Raw genomic sequence first — 1,615 nt, forward strand, 5'->3', positions numbered from 1 at the left:
GGATACTGTAAAAAGATATAAAATACAGATTCTATTATTAATAATAGGGTCAGTGAACAAACAAAAACATTTTACAATGGAGAGTTTGATCCTGGCTCAGGATGAACGCTAGCGGCAGGCCTAATACATGCAAGTCGGACGGGATTGAAGAGCTTGCTTTTCATGAGAGTGGCGCACGGGTGCGTAACACGTATGTAACCTACCCATATCAGGGGGATAGCCTCTCGAAAGAGAGATTAAGCCCGCATAAAATCACAGTACAGCATTGTATAATGATCAAATATTTATAGGATATGGATGGGCATGCGGAACATTAGCTAGTTGGTAAGGTAACGGCTTACCAAGGCTACGATGTTTAGGGGATCTGAGAGGATGACCCCCCACACTGGTACTGAGACACGGACCAGACTCCTACGGGAGGCAGCAGTAAGGAATATTGGTCAATGGGCGGAAGCCTGAACCAGCCATGCCGCGTGCAGGAAGACGGCCCTATGGGTTGTAAACTGCTTTTGCAGGGGAATAAACCTACCAATGAATTGGTAGCTGAATGTACTCTGAGAATAAGGATCGGCTAACTCCGTGCCAGCAGCCGCGGTAATACGGAGGATCCAAGCGTTATCCGGATTTATTGGGTTTAAAGGGTGCGTAGGCGGCCTATTAAGTCAGGGGTGAAAGACGGTAGCTTAACTATCGCAGTGCCTTTGATACTGATGGGCTTGAATGTACTTGAGGTAGGCGGAATGTGACAAGTAGCGGTGAAATGCATAGATATGTCACAGAACACCAATTGCGAAGGCAGCTTACTAAAGTATGATTGACGCTGAGGCACGAAAGCGTGGGGATCAAACAGGATTAGATACCCTGGTAGTCCACGCCCTAAACGATGAATACTCGATGTTGGCGATATACAGTCAGCGTCAAAGCGAAAGCGTTAAGTATTCCACCTGGGGAGTACGCCCGCAAGGGTGAAACTCAAAGGAATTGACGGGGGCCCGCACAAGCGGAGGAGCATGTGGTTTAATTCGATGATACGCGAGGAACCTTACCCGGGCTTGAAAGTTAGTGAATGATACAGAGACGTATCAGTCCTTCGGGACACGAAACTAGGTGCTGCATGGCTGTCGTCAGCTCGTGCCGTGAGGTGTTGGGTTAAGTCCCGCAACGAGCGCAACCCCTATGTTTAGTTGCCAGCACGTTAAGGTGGGGACTCTAAACAGACTGCCTATGCAAATAGAGAGGAAGGAGGGGACGACGTCAAGTCATCATGGCCCTTACGTCCGGGGCTACACACGTGCTACAATGGGCAGTACAGAGGGCAGCTACCTGGTAACAGGATGCCAATCTCAAAAAGCTGTTCACAGTTCGGATCGGGGTCTGCAACTCGACCCCGTGAAGTTGGATTCGCTAGTAATCGCAGATCAGCAATGCTGCGGTGAATACGTTCCCGGGCCTTGTACACACCGCCCGTCAAGCCATGGAAGCTGGAAGTGCCTGAAGTGCGTAACCGCAAGGAGCGTCCTAGGGTAAAGTCGGTAACTGGGGCTAAGTCGTAACAAGGTAGCCGTACCGGAAGGTGTGGCTGGAATACCTCCTTTCTGGAGCAGTATCCAACAAA

At 49.7% G+C, this 1,615-nt stretch carries 1 rRNA gene; it reads left to right on the plus strand.

Going from position 1 to position 1,615, the window contains the following annotated elements:
* The first annotated feature begins 73 nt into the window (after window positions 1-73).
* A 16S ribosomal RNA gene (locus JN11_RS24275) occupies window positions 74-1,595 on the plus strand.
* The last annotated feature ends 20 nt before the right edge of the window (window positions 1,596-1,615 follow it).

This window comes from Mucilaginibacter frigoritolerans (genome assembly GCF_007830615.1).
GTDB classification, from domain to species: Bacteria; Bacteroidota; Bacteroidia; order Sphingobacteriales; family Sphingobacteriaceae; genus Mucilaginibacter; species Mucilaginibacter frigoritolerans.